Origin of the sequence: Aedoeadaptatus ivorii (assembly GCF_030815095.1) — a bacterium.
Taxonomy (GTDB): Bacteria; Bacillota; Clostridia; order Tissierellales; family Peptoniphilaceae; genus Aedoeadaptatus; species Aedoeadaptatus ivorii.
Genome location: NZ_JAUSWF010000006.1, coordinates 1 through 12328, shown reverse-complemented (window position 1 = coordinate 12328; position 12328 = coordinate 1). Strand labels below are relative to the sequence as shown.

Annotated in this window: 13 protein-coding genes; all 13 read right to left on the bottom strand. The window is 56.5% G+C overall.

Annotated elements, in window-relative coordinates; genetic code table 11:
• Window positions 1-2 precede the first annotated feature (2 nt).
• Entirely contained in the window at window positions 3-881 is an 879-nt protein-coding gene (locus QO008_RS05130; RefSeq protein WP_307384900.1) for a TMEM165/GDT1 family protein, read from the bottom strand.
• Between the two features lie 13 nt (window positions 882-894).
• On the bottom strand, window positions 895-2661 hold the full coding sequence (locus tag QO008_RS05125; RefSeq protein WP_307384897.1) for a DUF4153 domain-containing protein: 1767 nt from the start codon (window positions 2659-2661) through the stop codon (window positions 895-897).
• Between the two features lie 12 nt (window positions 2662-2673).
• Entirely contained in the window at window positions 2674-4260 is a 1587-nt protein-coding gene (gene cls / locus QO008_RS05120) for a cardiolipin synthase (RefSeq protein ID WP_307384895.1), read from the bottom strand.
• A gap of 139 nt (window positions 4261-4399) precedes the next feature.
• The gene (atpC, locus tag QO008_RS05115) at window positions 4400-4801 is read right to left on the bottom strand and encodes an ATP synthase F1 subunit epsilon (RefSeq protein ID WP_307384893.1); all 402 of its coding nucleotides are present in this window, start codon (window positions 4799-4801) and stop codon (window positions 4400-4402) included.
• On the bottom strand, window positions 4798-6282 hold the full coding sequence (gene atpD / locus QO008_RS05110) for a F0F1 ATP synthase subunit beta (RefSeq protein ID WP_307384891.1): 1485 nt from the start codon (window positions 6280-6282) through the stop codon (window positions 4798-4800). The genes atpC and atpD overlap by 4 nt, the downstream gene beginning before the upstream one ends.
• Window positions 6283-6296: 14 nt before the next feature.
• Entirely contained in the window at window positions 6297-7151 is an 855-nt protein-coding gene (gene atpG / locus QO008_RS05105) for an ATP synthase F1 subunit gamma (RefSeq protein ID WP_126464633.1), read from the bottom strand.
• A gap of 8 nt (window positions 7152-7159) precedes the next feature.
• A complete protein-coding gene (atpA, locus tag QO008_RS05100; protein WP_126464632.1) occupies window positions 7160-8659 on the bottom strand; it encodes a F0F1 ATP synthase subunit alpha in 1500 nt (499 codons plus the stop codon).
• 11 nt (window positions 8660-8670) lie between these two features.
• Window positions 8671-9195 carry an ATP synthase F1 subunit delta gene (gene atpH, locus QO008_RS05095; protein WP_126464631.1) on the bottom strand — a complete coding sequence of 175 codons (525 nt, stop codon included), beginning with the start codon at window positions 9193-9195 and terminating at the stop codon, window positions 8671-8673.
• Complete coding sequence (gene atpF / locus QO008_RS05090; RefSeq protein ID WP_126464630.1) at window positions 9185-9688, bottom strand: F0F1 ATP synthase subunit B; 504 nt, start codon at window positions 9686-9688, stop codon at window positions 9185-9187. The genes atpH and atpF overlap by 11 nt, the downstream gene beginning before the upstream one ends.
• Window positions 9689-9720: 32 nt before the next feature.
• The gene (atpE, locus tag QO008_RS05085) at window positions 9721-9984 is read right to left on the bottom strand and encodes an ATP synthase F0 subunit C (protein ID WP_126464629.1); all 264 of its coding nucleotides are present in this window, start codon (window positions 9982-9984) and stop codon (window positions 9721-9723) included.
• A gap of 21 nt (window positions 9985-10005) precedes the next feature.
• Window positions 10006-10743 (bottom strand): F0F1 ATP synthase subunit A, encoded by a 738-nt coding sequence (atpB, locus tag QO008_RS05080; RefSeq protein ID WP_307384888.1) that lies wholly within the window; start codon window positions 10741-10743, stop codon window positions 10006-10008.
• A complete protein-coding gene (locus QO008_RS05075) occupies window positions 10740-11126 on the bottom strand; it encodes an ATP synthase subunit I (protein WP_126464628.1) in 387 nt (128 codons plus the stop codon). The genes atpB and QO008_RS05075 overlap by 4 nt, the downstream gene beginning before the upstream one ends.
• The gene (locus QO008_RS05070) at window positions 11123-11323 is read right to left on the bottom strand and encodes an AtpZ/AtpI family protein (protein WP_126464627.1); all 201 of its coding nucleotides are present in this window, start codon (window positions 11321-11323) and stop codon (window positions 11123-11125) included. The genes QO008_RS05075 and QO008_RS05070 overlap by 4 nt, the downstream gene beginning before the upstream one ends.
• Window positions 11324-12328: the final 1005 nt, after the last annotated feature.

Sequence of the window (12328 nt, the reverse complement as noted above, 5' to 3'; positions counted from 1 at the left end):
CTCTAGTCCCACAATTTGCGAATTTCGTCGTATATTTCGGGGTCCACTCCGTGCAGACGCTCCACATGCTTTAACACATCGCCCACAAAGGGGATGTTCTCGCCGAAATACTCGGCGCCGATCCGCTCGATTTCGGCGGCGACCTGCGCCTTTTCTTCTTCGGTCTCTGCGTATTTGACCTTCTTGTACGCCGCGAGCAGGTAGCGGGAATCGCGCTTTTTCTTCTTCTCCTGGTTCTTGACGAGCACATACACCACCGCCGCGGAGAGCACCAGGGCGAAGAGGATCAGGATCCAGGGCGCGCGGTACTTCGCATCCAGCGCGCCGTAGAGCTTGCTCACCCCGAAAAAGAGAAAGAGCGCGCCCGCCGCATAGCTCAGCGTCACCCGGGGGATCCGCTTGCCCACGTATTTGCCGACGACGATCCCGATGGCAGAGACCAGGATCATCGAGGAGACCGTGGCGGCAAAAATCAACAGCGGCCGCGTGCTTTCCATGGCGAGGGTCATCGCCATCAGCTGGGTCTTATCGCCCAGTTCACCGATAAAAAAGGCGGCGGCGATGGTCAACAGCGGCCCGCGATTTCCCCGATCGACCACATCGTCCTCCTCGTCTTCATAGTCCACCGAAAGCGAACTCAACCCGAAGAACAGGAACAGAAATCCCGCGATAATCTGTAAAAAACCGACGTCGGCAAAAAAGCCCGAAATCAATACCGCCGCCAAAATGGCGAGGCCGTGGTTGAGGGCGATCCCCAAACTCACCCCGCCCAGCACCGTCCGCATGGGATAGGTCGTGGCGAAGGCGAGGGCGAGGAACTGGGATTTGTCGCCCATCTCGCCAATAAAGACCATGACAAAGGCCTCAATAAATTCCCACAAAGTCCTACTCCTCCTAATTTGTCTTGACCAATACTACGAATGTGGCGCCGTCGGTGATCTGAATGTCGCCGGCCGCGTCGTTAAAGTACAGATTCGTAAAGTAGATTTTATACACATACCCGTTTGTCTCCCCTTCGATCGCCAGGTCTTCGATCGAAATCTCCGCGCTCTTTTTCGAGAGCGCCACGAGCTTTTCGCGCACCGATTCCAAATCGATGGTGGCGAGGGGGATCGAGTGGTCCTTGCCGAAAAAGACCTGTATCCGATCTTTGCTGCGCACCGTGCCGAAATCCCCCGCGGCATTGTAGGGCTCCGCCCCTTCGGTGCTGTACGATTCCGCCCGATAGGAGGTATCGTAGCCCGCCACGGGGATCGCCGTCCCCAAAGGCGCCGCAAAGGTGACATTGAGACTCTCTTCGATCGCCGTCTCTCCCACCCAAAGCGCATGAAAGCCGAAGAACTTTTCCATATTGTTCTCGGGATCCAGGCCCCGCAGATAGGGGATCTTCCCGGTGTCGTGGCGGTCGTGGAGATAGCTTACGATCTCGGTGACCTCCCGCTGTTCCTCTTGGGTCACGGTCTTCGACGGGGTGAGCTTGTCGCCTTCCAACATGCCGTGGCGCACGAGGATCGACTCGAGACGGCCCTTTTGCGAGCGAAACGCCACGCCCCGCGCGCTCATCGGCCCGCCCAGTGCCGCCACCAAGAGGATCAGCACCAGGGTCTGGGGCAGGATGACGTGCATCTCCCGCTTCTCCAAAATAAAGTGGACCATGGCGAAAAACACCCAAATTCCCACGGCGAGGACCATATAGCGGTTTTCGGTGATGCCGTACTGGCTCACTCGCAAAAACCACGCGTAGTACATCAGCCCGAGCAACGGAAGCGTCGCCGCCGGGTAGTAGCGGCGGAACAGATAGGTGAGCTGCAGATCCCGGTTGTGGTCGACGAAAAACAGCACGAAGACGCCCAGCACCGAGGGCCAGAGCACCAAATTCACCACGCTGGTTTCCGGCAGTTCGAAATAAATCAGGATCTTCGCAAAGTAGATATACATGACGGCGGTATAGAGCATAAGGATCGGCACCATGATGTGGTTCATCACGCTCTCGAAGATCGAAAAGCTGTCGTCGTCGGAATTGTATTCGCCGTCGGCAGGCGACACATTCGACAAAAACACCGCCGCCATAAAGGGAATATAGCAGAGGATGGGGATCGAAAGGAGCCATCCGTCGGCACGAAAGATGTCGAATAGGATGCGCGCGGCAAAAAAGATGAGTCCCAGGCCGCACAGAAGCACAGTCGCAAAGATATAGGCGACGACGATCTGCCAGAGCATATCGAGGGCATAGCCCACAAAGCCCTGCTCCCGATTGAATCGCCCGGCGAAAAAGACCGTAAGGCCGTAGGCCGCGATCAACAGCAGGCTTTCCGGGGCGAAGAAGGGCTCTATGCCCTCGGTCGCGGTCTCGGCGAGCACATAGTAGCTCAGGACGAAGAACACCGCCCCCACCGCGCGCTCCAAGATCTTTCTGTGCTTTGTGCCCACGCGCTTCGCCTCGCCTTCTTCGTAGAGGGCGACGGCGAGGGCGATAAAGAAGCCGTGGATACAGACGATGCCGTAAAATGCCGCCTCTTTCGGAAGGGAAAGGGGCACGTCCCAAATCCACAACCAAAGAAAGATCGCCGCCGACAGGGCGAAAAAGGCACTCGCCGGAAAGCGGCGGAGGCCGCGTATCAATTTCTCAAGTCTCGGCCGAAGTCGTACGGACATTTTCATAGACCATTCCTCCTACATCATGGGTGCAAAAATCCGGAGCACCCGCCCCGCGGCGCGGCGCCACAGAGAAAAATCCTCGCACATTTCCCGGGTAAAGGGCATCGACATCTTGAGCGTCTCCTGAAAATCCGCCTCCACCTTTGCCGTCATCTCGCGGTCGTAGAAGTACGCGCCGCATTCGAAGTGCAAAAACAGCGAGCGGTAGTCGCAGTTGATGGTCCCCACCACGCATTTGGTGTCGTCGGACGAAAAGTTTTTGGCGTGAATAAAACCCGGGGTGTACTCGTAGATCTCGACCCCGCTGTCGAGGAGCACCTTATAGTGCGAGCGGGTCACCAAAAAGACCAACCGCTTGTCGGGAATATGGGGCGTAATGATCTTTACCTCCACCCCGCTCTGGGCGAGATGGATCAGGTCGCTCTGGGTTTCCTCGTCGAGGATCAGATAGGGCGTGGTGATGTGCAGATACTTGACCGCCTGGTTGATCATATCGTTGTAGACTTCTTTCCCCACGCGGTTTTTGCCGTAGGGATCGTCGCCGAAGGGCACCACATAGCCGCTGTGCTTGCCCGCATAGGCGGAATCAGGCGGCAGGAGATAGGGCCGGTAGTTTTCCGGCTCGTCCTCCGAGACCCCCCACATGGCGAGAAACATATTGGTAAAGGAGCGCACCATGGCGCCGTAGACGGCGATGCCCGTGTCCTTCCAATGGCCGTATACCTCCACGGCATTGATATACTCGTCGGCGATATTGATGCCGCCGGTAAAGGCGACGCGATTGTCGATGACGAGAATCTTTCGGTGGTCGCGGTGGTTCTGGTACAGGCTCAGGACGGGGATGATGGGCTTAAACACCTTGGTGCGAATGCCCAGCTTCTCCATTTCCTTTCGAAAGTTCAGGGGCACCTTGGTCAAGACCGAAGTGCCGTCGAAGATAAAGCGCACCTCCACGCCCTCGTCGATCTTGCGCTTTACGATGTCCAAAATGCGATCGAGCATATATCCCTGCTCTACGATAAAGTACTCCATAAATATGTACTTCTTCGCACTCTCGAGCTCTTTCAACATCTGTTCGAAATAGTCCTCCCCCAGGGGAAAATAGTGCGCATCGCCGTTTCGATAGGCGGGAAAGCTCTCCTCGTTCCACAAAAACCGGGCGGTGTTGTAAAAAAGCGGGTCCCGCTCGCGGATCTCCTCGAGAATTTCGGGTTCCTGGTGAAAGAGGCCGGTAAAGTCTTCTTTGGAGGTCTCGAATCGCCGGGAAAACCACCGCCGGAGGATGTCGCGCTTGCTCAGCACATAGAGAAAGGCGCCGAACACGGGCAGAACGACGATGGTAAAGAGAAAGGCCATCTTATAGACCGGGTCGTTTCGGCCGTCGTTTAAGATATGCAGGGCGACGGTAAAGTCCAGGATAAAGAAGGCGTACTGCAGTACGTCCCGGTGCTCGTTTAAGAATGCGCCCGCATAGTAGATGACGAAGAACTGAATCAAAAACAAAATGCCGTAGACGAGTACGGTAGTCAACGTGCCGAAAAGCGAATTTTTGATGCGCGTTCTCGTCTTTTTTTGGATGCGGGTTCCGGTCTTTTGTGACATGGCCGGGCCTCCTTTCTTTGTCTTATTATAACAAAGGCGACGGCACGGCGTAGACGCGGGCCTCATTTCTCTTCTAATTTTTACATTTCATTGACTTTGCCGCACAAAGACATAAAAATAAGCCCACTTTCGTGGGCGATTATCTTTTGTCTACGACATCCAGGCGGTTGGTGGCGCGCAAAAGGGCGAGTTTTGCCTTGTCGATTTCCGCCTTGGTCTCGTCGGCGTTGTCTCTCAGATAGGTCTCGGCGCGGTCCTTTGCCGCCCGGGCGCGCTCCACGTCGATGTCTTCGATCCACTCGAAGGCGTCGGTGGCGACGGTGGCGACGTCCGATTTCATGGACACATAGCCGCCGTGAATGGCGCCGGTGCGCGCCGCGCCGTCTTGAAAGATGCGGATGGCGCCGTAGGCGAGGGGCGTGACGAGGGGCGCGGTGCCCTGCATCAGCATCAGATCTCCTTCGATGCCCCGGAGGATGATCTTCTCGACTTCTTCGGTAAAGCCGTCGCCCTGCGGCGTCACCAGGCGCAGGGTAATCATGCTGTATCTCCCGCCTTTTCGACCGCTTCGGCTTCTTGTGCTTCGGGGTCTTCCGCTTCTTTCGCCGCGGCCTCCTGTTCGACCGCATCGCCAGATGCCTTCGCCTTTTCTACGGCTTCGTCGATGGTACCTACGTAGAAGAAGGCGCTTTCGGGCAGATCGTCGTGTTTGCCTTCGAGGATCTCCTTAAAGCCGCGCACGGTCTCGGCAATGGGGACGTACTTTCCTTCCTGGCCGGTAAACTGGCTCGCCACGCTGAAGGGCTGGGAGAGGAAGCGCTGAATCTTACGGGCGCGCGCCACGGTGGTGCGCTGCTCTTCGGAGAGCTCCTCGAGCCCCAGTACGGCGATGATGTCCTGGAGGTTTTTGTATTCCTGGAGGACTTCCTGCACGCCGCGGGCCACCGCATAGTGCTCTTCGCCCACCACATTGGGGTCCAAAATCCGGCTGGTGCTGTCCAGGGGGTCGACGGCGGGATACAGACCCATGCCCGCGATGTCCCGGGAAAGCACGGTGGTGGCGTCCAAGTGGTTAAAGGTGGTCGCCGGCGCCGGGTCGGTTAAGTCGTCCGCCGGGACATAGACCGCCTGTACCGAGGTGATGGAGCCCTTTTTGGTGGAGGTGATCCGCTCCTGCAGCGCCCCCATCTCCGTCGCCAAGGTGGGTTGGTAGCCCACCGCCGAGGGCATGCGGCCCAACAGCGCCGACACTTCACTCCCCGCCTGGGTAAAGCGGTAGATATTGTCGATAAAGAGGAGCACGTCCTGCTCTTCTTCGTCGCGGAAATACTCCGCCATAGTCAGGCCCGTGAGCGCCACACGCATACGGGATCCCGGCGGTTCGTTCATCTGACCGAAGACCAGGGCGGTCTTGTCGATAACGCCGGATTCGATCATTTCGTAGTAGAGGTCGTTCCCCTCGCGGGTTCGCTCGCCCACGCCGGTAAAGACGGAGATCCCGCCGTGTTCCTGGGCGATATTGTGGATCAATTCCTGAATGAGTACGGTCTTTCCGACCCCGGCGCCGCCGAACAGGCCGATCTTTCCGCCCTTGGAATAGGGGCAGAGCAAATCGACGACCTTGATGCCCGTCTCGTAGACCGCATTGCTCGTGTCCTGGTCCTCGAAGGAGGGCACGGGCTTGTGGATGGGCGAATATTGCTTCGCCTCGGGGTCTTCTTTCTCGTCGATGGCATTGCCCAAAACGTTAAACATTCGGCCCAGGGTTTCCTTGCCCACCGGAACCGAGATCGGCGCGCCGGTGTGCACCGCGTCCATGCCGCGGCGCAGGCCGTCGGTGGAACCCAGGGCGATGGTCCGCACGATGTCGTCTCCGATGTGTTGGGATACCTCGACCGTCAGGGTTTCGTCCCCGTTTTCGATCTCGATGGCGTCCAACAGGTCGGGAAGGCGGTCCGGGTCGAATCGAATGTCCACAACGGGTCCGATGACCTGTGCGATACTTCCTATATTCTCTTGCATACAGATCCCTCTTCCTATTGTACGGCGTCGGCGGAGGAGACGATTTCGGTGATTTCGTTGGTAATCGCCGCCTGCCGAGCGCGGTTAAAGTTGGTTTCCAATTCCTCGATCATTTCGTTCGCATTGTCCGTGGCATTTTCCATGGAAAGGCGCCGCGCGCCCTGTTCCGATGCCGCCGCCTCGATCAAGGCACCGTAAATGCAGGATTCCACGTACATGGGGATCAGGTAGTCCAGCACCGCCTCGGGAGACGGCTCGAATTCCACCAGGGTCGACGCCTTTTTGTCTGCCTTCGCCTTCAATTCTTCGGAGGGGAGCAGGCGCTCTACCTTGGGGGTGTACTTGAGGGTGGACTCGAATCGGGTGTAGACCAGATCGATCGCATCCACCGTGCCGTCTCGGTAGAGGTCCAGGGCGGTGGTCGCCAGGTTCTTTGCGTGCTCAAAAGACGGCGCGTCGCTGATGCCCGTATAAGACTCGAGGATGTCGTAATTTCTGCGGGCGAAGTACTCCTTCGCCTTGGAGCCGACGACAAAGAGCTTCGCCTTCGCAGAGCGCTTCTTTGCAGTCTCTTCGGCGAGGCGCTGCACATTGGCATTGTAGCCCCCGGCGAGACCCCGATCGGAGGTGAGGACGATATAGAGAATCGTCTTCTCTTCGCGCTTTTTCACCAGCGGATGGGCGTCTCCCACCAGGCCCAAAATTTCTTGAATGTCGTCGAGTACGGTCTCGAAATACGGCCTCGTCGCCTCCAAACGGATGCGCGCCTTGCGGAGCTTCGCCGTGGAAACCAGTTCCATCGCCTTGGTGATCTGTAAGATGCTGTTGATCCCCCGAATGCGCCGTTTGATTTCTCTTGCGGATGCCATATTCCCTCCTATTTCGTCTTCTTAAAGTCGTTCAGGCTGGTCTTGATGGCTTCCTCGATCTCGGGGGTGAGCGCCTTTTTCTCTTCGAGTTCGCGAATCAGCTCGGGATGCGCTTCGTCGACATATTGCAGATATTCCTCTTCAAAGCGCGAGATGTCTTCCACTTCCACGTCGAGCAGATAGCCCTTGGTGGCCGCATACAGGATCAGCACCTGGTGCTCGAGCTTCATGGGGTGGTACTGGTCTTGGCGCAAAATATGCATGGTGCGCTCGCCCAAAGCCAGCGTGCGCTGGGTGTCCTTGTCCAATTCGCTCCCGAACTGGGCGAAGGAGGCGAGGTCGCGGTACTGTGCCAAGTCGAGCTTCAGCGTGCCGGCGATCTTTTTGATCGCATCGGTCTGCGCCGCGCCCCCAACCCGGGATACCGAAAGGCCGGTGTTGATCGCGGGACGCTGCCCCGAGAAGAACAGGTCGGTCTCCAAAAAGATCTGCCCGTCGGTGATCGAGATCACATTGGTGGGGATATAGGCGGAGATGTCGCCCGCCTGGGTTTCGATAATCGGCAGCGCCGTAATAGAGCCGCCGCCGTATTCGTCGCTCATCTTCGCCGCCCGCTCCAAGAGCCGGGAGTGCAGGTAGAACACGTCGCCCGGATAGGCTTCGCGTCCCGGCGGACGACGCAGAAGAAGACTCATGGTCCGGTATGCCACCGCGTGCTTGGAAAGGTCGTCGTATACGATAAGTACGTCTTTTCCCTGCGCCATAAATTCTTCCGCCATGGTGACCCCGGCATAGGGGGCGATATATTGGATCGGCGCCAATTCCGCCGCCGTCGCCGCGACGACGATGGTATGTCCCATGGCGTCGTGTTTTTCTAAGGTGTCGACGATCTGCGCCACCGTAGAGGTCTTTTGCCCGATGGCGACATAGATACAGATGACGTCGGTGTTCTTTTGGTTGATGATCGCATCGATCGCGATGGCGGTCTTTCCCGTCTGCCGGTCGCCGATAATCAGCTCCCGCTGTCCGCGGCCGATGGGGAACAAGGCGTCGATCGCCTTGGTGCCGGTCTGCAGCGGCTCGTCGACGGAGTGGCGGGTGATAACCCCCGGTGCGATCTTTTCGATGGGCATGGTCTTTTCATAGGCGTAATCGCCCTTTCCGTCGATGGGCTCGCCCAAGGCGTTGACCACGCGGCCCAATAGGCCTTCTCCCACGGGCACCTGCACGACCTTTCCGGTGGCGGTGACCCGATCGCCTTCTTTGATATTTCCTTCACCGAGGAGGACGACCCCTACGTTGTTGATCTCCAAGTTTTGGACCATGCCGTAGACGCCGCCGGGAAACTCGATCAGCTCCCCGGCCTTCGCCTCCTCCAGGCCATAGACACGCGCGATGCCGTCACCGACTTCGATGACGGTTCCCACGTTTTCCATGACCAAATCTACATTATAATTTCGGATCTGCTCCCGAATGACGGAGCTGATCTCTTTGGATCGCAGTTCCACGTCTCACCTCTCTATGGATGATGGCGCAACACACGCGCCATGTCTTCCAACTGCCTTGCAATCGAACGGTCGATGATGCCCGTATCGGTTTCGATCTGCACCCCGCCGATCAAAGATTCGTCGATGCGCTGTCTCACTTCAACCGCATCGTCGCCCTTATAGGCGCGGGCGATGGCTCGGAGCTTCTCTTCTTCCAGCTCGATGGGCGTAACCACCGTGATCCGCTCGATCCCCCGCCGCTCGTAATACAGGTCCTCGTAGTCCTTTACGATATACGGCACCAGATCGCTGCGACGGTTGTCGACGCAGATCAACAGGAAGTTCGTCACAAAATCCGAGACGCGCCCGCGGAATAGATTCTCGACGATCGCGTGCTTTTCCTCCGCACCCAGATCCGGATGCGACAAAGCGCCGCGGAGCTCGCGGTTTTCGTAGGCTTCGCCCACCATCCGCAAATCCTCGAGCATGTCGTCGCCTTCGGTCTCGGCGACGTCGTATAGGGCCTCGGAATATTTTTTTACCACATCATCGAACATGGTTCTTCTCCAGCTCTTCGATCATGCCGTCGACGAGGCGGTCCTGGTCGGAAACCTCGATATTCTCCTTCAGGAGCTTTTGTGCGATCAAAACCGCGAGATCGGCGGTCTCTGTGCGCACCTCTTTTTCGGCATTCTTCTTTTCCCGGTCGATATCGCCCTTGGCGCGTTCCATCAGCGCTCGGGCTTCGGCGCGGGCGTCCTCGGCGGCGCGCTGTTCCATTAACTTTGCGCGCTTACGGGATTCTTCGACGATTTCGGCGCCTTCGCGCTTGGCATCGTCGATCTTTTCCTCGTATTGCGCCTTCAGCTGCTCCGCTTCCAGGCGCCGATCTTCCGCCTGCTGCAGATCCGAGGTGACGGCCTCCTGCCGCTTGGCGAGAAACTCGCTCATGGGGCGGTAGACGAAGTGACGGATGACGAGAAACAGGATGAGGGTGGCGCCCCATTGTGCCAAAACATTCCAAATATCCGGCACGACAAAAATTTCCATAGGGACAACTCCTTTCGTCTATTCCTCGCGGATTACAGGGCACCCATCAGCGGTTGTACGAATAACAGAATAATGGCGATAACCAATCCGTAAATACCCGTGGTCTCTGCGACCGCTTGGCCCAAGAGCATGGTCTGTACGATGTCGCCCTTGGCTTCCGGCTGGCGGCCTACGGCACTTGCCGCTTGTCCTGCCGCATACCCTTGCCCGATCCCGGGGCCGATACCCGCGATGACCGCAAGGCCCGCGCCGATTGCCGAACAACCCAATACGAACGCTTCATTACTGATTTGCATACTTTTCCTCCATCTGATTTTTTATTTCACTTCGGCGGAATGTTTCGCCGCGCGTCGTTCTGCCATTTCTTCGGGATCTGCCATATTCGAGCTGATATACGTCATGCTCAACATCAGGAAGATAAACGTCTGGAGCAGGCCGCTGAATACGTCGAAGTACCCGTGCAAAGGCCATGCCACCAGGGGAATCAACAGGTGGGAGATCTTCGAAAGTCCCTGATAGACCAGGCTCATAATGAGCATACCGCTCAGGATATTCCCGAACAGACGGAAGCTCAACGAAACCGGATTCGCCAACTCGCCGAGGATATTGATTGGCGTGAGAATCGCGAGGGGCTCTGCGAATTGCTTAAAATACCCGCCGAGGCCCTTGGTCTTTACCGAGAAGAAGTGGATCATCACAAAGGTGATCAGCGCCAGTGCCAACGTCACATTGTAGTCACTGGTGGGCGGGACAAAGCCCAACAACCCCGAGAGATTGGCGCATACGAGAAATGCACCCAAACTCAGCATATAGGGCGCAAAGCCCAGATTGTGTTCTCCCATAACCTGCGCGGTCAAATTGCGCACCCCTTCGACGAGGATCTCGGTGATGTGTAAGATCCCCTCGGGCTTCTTTCGATAGTCGGCTTTTTTGATCTTGGCGCCGAGCCAAATGCTCAAAACCGTCAAAAAAATGACGATCACGAATGTAGTAAACAGCGATTCGTGCAGCCATATCTCCTGTCCGTTTGCGTGAAACAGGATGCCACGTTTCAAATGCCCCCTCCTTTCCTTTCGCGGAGGTACCGTATGCCGTTTTCGGCGAGAATGACGTATTTGACAGACAATAGCCCGAAAAATGTCGTCGCTAAACTGAGATACTCCGCCTTTGCCGCCACGACGAGCACGACGGCATAGATCGCGTAGCGCAGCGCGTAGTGGATGCCCGCATAGCGAGACGCGCCCCGCTCCGATTTTTCCACCGCTCGCATCAGGGTGAAATACAATTGCTTAAACATCGCCATGGAGATGAGACAACCGAAGACCCAACCGAGTATGTAGGCGCCCGGCGTCTCAAAAAGAAAAAACATAATGCCGCTGACGATAAGCATTATGCCCGCCGTCTTTACTATATACCCATTACTGAATCGGTCCTTCATAGTTTTTTGCCGAGCCGCACGATATTGCCGATCCCCGCGGCGACGCCGACGAGGGTAAAGATCAGCAGAAATACGCCCCGGGCGGCGAGCTTTTTGTCAAGCCACGACCCGAAGAGCATACATCCCAAAATGGGGATCAAGACATTGAGCCCCACCTGGGTAATCTGACCCAGAGCTTCATACGCGGATCTTTTCATGCGGACTGCCTCCCATCTCTTTGGACTGTCTGTATATTTTATCGGAAATCGGCGATCAATTCAATTCCTTTGCCCCTAAAGCGGCGAGGACTGTGTAAAATTTTCATCACCCGCGGCAAAATTCCGTTCGGAGAATAAGAAAACACCTCCGGTTCGGCACAGGCTCCTTCGCGAACCCCTTATAGGGAAAGAGATTCTTCGACTCGGAATAAATTCCTCGCTCAGAATGACAAGGGTGGTTTAGCGAGAAAAAGATTGTCATCCTGAGCGGAGCGCAGCGGAGTCGAACGGATCTCTAGTGAACTATTACGGGTCACATTGACGATAAAAGCCTCATCGTGTGGTACGGCCCCGGCTTCTCTGCGAACCCCGTACAGCGAAAGAGATTCTTCGACTCGGAATAAATTCCTCGCTCAGAATGACAAGGGTGGTTTAGCGAGAAAAAAATTGTCATCCTGAGCGGAGCGCAGCGGAGTCGAACGGATCTCTAGTGAACTATTGCGGGTCACATTGACGATAAAAGCCTCATCGTGCGGTTCGGCCCCGGCTTTTACGCTAACCCCTCACAGCGAAAGAGATTCTTCGACTCGGAATAAATTCCTCGCTCAGAATGACAAGGGTGGTTTAGCGAGAAAAACATTGTACCAATTAAGAGCACAGCGGAGTCGAACGGATCTCTAGTGAGCTATTGCGGGTCACATTGACGATAAAAGCCTCATCGTGTGGTACGGCCCCGGCTTCTCTGCGAACCCCTTACAGAGAAAGAGATTCTTCGACTCGGAATAAATTCCTCGCTCAGAATGACAAGGGTGGTTTAGCGAGAAAAAAATTGTCATCCTGAGCGGAGTCGAACGGATCTCTAGTGAGCTATTGCGGGTCACATTGACGACAAAAACCTCATCGCGCGGTTCGGCCCCGGCTTTTACGCTAACCCCTCACAGGGAAAGAGATTCTTCGACTCGGAATAAATTCCTCGCTCAGAATGACAAGGGTGGTTTAGCGAGA

What these genes read in the sequence shown, in the direction of transcription:
- atpH (WP_126464631.1), bottom strand. Translation starts at nt 9,195, where the DNA reads ATGTTCGATGATGTGGTAAAAAAATATTCCGAGGCCCTATACGACGTC.
- atpF (WP_126464630.1), bottom strand. Translation starts at nt 9,688, where the DNA reads ATGGAAATTTTTGTCGTGCCGGATATTTGGAATGTTTTGGCACAATGG.
- atpD (WP_307384891.1), bottom strand. Translation starts at nt 6,282, where the DNA reads ATGCAAGAGAATATAGGAAGTATCGCACAGGTCATCGGACCCGTTGTG.
- QO008_RS05075 (WP_126464628.1), bottom strand. Translation starts at nt 11,126, where the DNA reads ATGAAGGACCGATTCAGTAATGGGTATATAGTAAAGACGGCGGGCATA.
- QO008_RS05070 (WP_126464627.1), bottom strand. Translation starts at nt 11,323, where the DNA reads ATGAAAAGATCCGCGTATGAAGCTCTGGGTCAGATTACCCAGGTGGGG.
- atpG (WP_126464633.1), bottom strand. Translation starts at nt 7,151, where the DNA reads ATGGCATCCGCAAGAGAAATCAAACGGCGCATTCGGGGGATCAACAGC.
- QO008_RS05125 (WP_307384897.1), bottom strand. Translation starts at nt 2,661, where the DNA reads ATGAAAATGTCCGTACGACTTCGGCCGAGACTTGAGAAATTGATACGC.
- cls (WP_307384895.1), bottom strand. Translation starts at nt 4,260, where the DNA reads ATGTCACAAAAGACCGGAACCCGCATCCAAAAAAAGACGAGAACGCGC.
- atpE (WP_126464629.1), bottom strand. Translation starts at nt 9,984, where the DNA reads ATGCAAATCAGTAATGAAGCGTTCGTATTGGGTTGTTCGGCAATCGGC.
- atpC (WP_307384893.1), bottom strand. Translation starts at nt 4,801, where the DNA reads ATGATTACCCTGCGCCTGGTGACGCCGCAGGGCGACGGCTTTACCGAA.